General features: G+C 50.9%; 1 protein-coding gene. It reads right to left on the bottom strand.

What is annotated here, in order from left to right:
- Nucleotides 1–1,004, bottom strand: a 1,004-nt coding sequence (locus J7438_RS25795; RefSeq protein WP_209278897.1) for an L-serine ammonia-lyase, incomplete at its 3' end; no start/stop codon positions are given.
- Nucleotides 1,005–1,111 lie beyond the last annotated feature (107 nt).

Below are 1,111 nucleotides of genomic sequence, written 5' to 3'. Positions count from 1 at the left end.
ATTGAGGCGTTCTTTTTATAGAGCATGCCGATGGCTGCAGCGGTGGCCAGAAAGGTCACAATACCTGATTCAGTGCTACCCGGAACAAAACGATCGTAATAGGCAAGAACCGCCGGAATAACACCGGCTGCACCATTGGTTGGCGCGGTAACGACACGACCACCAACGGCGTTCTCTTCATTGACGGCGATGGCAAACAGGTTAACCCAGTCCATGACTTCCAGGTGATCCTGCTGGTCTGCGGGGCGGTTCAACAGTTCCTGATGCAGCTGATTTGCACGACGATTGACATTCAGGCCGCCGGGAAGTACCCCTGTCTGCTCACAGCCACGGTTGATGCAGTGATCCATTACCTGCCAGATATTCAGCAACGCCGGTTGGATCTGGTCAGATCTTCCCAGGTGTTGTTCATTCTCCAGGACAATTTCACCGATGGAGAGCCCGGTTCTGTCTCCGATATCCAGAAGGTCCTGAGCGTTATTGAACGGAAAGGGTATCTGAATGTCCGTTGCCGAAGTCGTCTGTTCGGTTTCCTCTTCATTCAGTACGAAGCCTCCGCCCACGGAGTAATAATTGTCATGAAAAAGCTCAAGGCCTGCTGCATCAAAGGCTCTCAGCGTCATACCGTTAGGGTGCTTGGCAAGCGAGTGACCATGCAAAAAGTGAAGGTGTTGATCTTCGACGAAAGGGATCGGATATTGGCCAGCAAGTATCAACTGACCGGTGTTGCGGACATCGTTGATCAATGCCGGAGCCTGGTCAGGATCAAGCTGATCCGGTTTTTCACCCATAAGGCCCAGCATCACGGCAGTATCGGTGGCATGGCCTGCACCGGTCATGGCCAGGGAACCATAGAGCTCAATACGAATCTGACCGGTATTCTCAAGCTGCCCCAGTTGGAGCAGGGCCTCAAGGAAGCGGTTGGCGGCTACCATCGGACCCACAGTATGGGATGAGGAAGGGCCTACACCAATCTTGAACAAATCGAGAATACTTAAGCTCATCGCCATGACTCCATTTGTTGGTATATTTTTTTGATATCTGCTTTCAGGGCTATTTTTTTGTGATTTATCAAAAAGAAAGATGGTCAAAAGAGCCATTAATAGAGAGC

This window comes from Thalassotalea sp. G20_0 (genome assembly GCF_017744175.1).
In the GTDB taxonomy this organism is placed as follows: domain Bacteria; phylum Pseudomonadota; class Gammaproteobacteria; order Pseudomonadales; family Endozoicomonadaceae; genus Endozoicomonas.
This window is presented reverse-complemented; position numbering and strand designations above follow the sequence as displayed.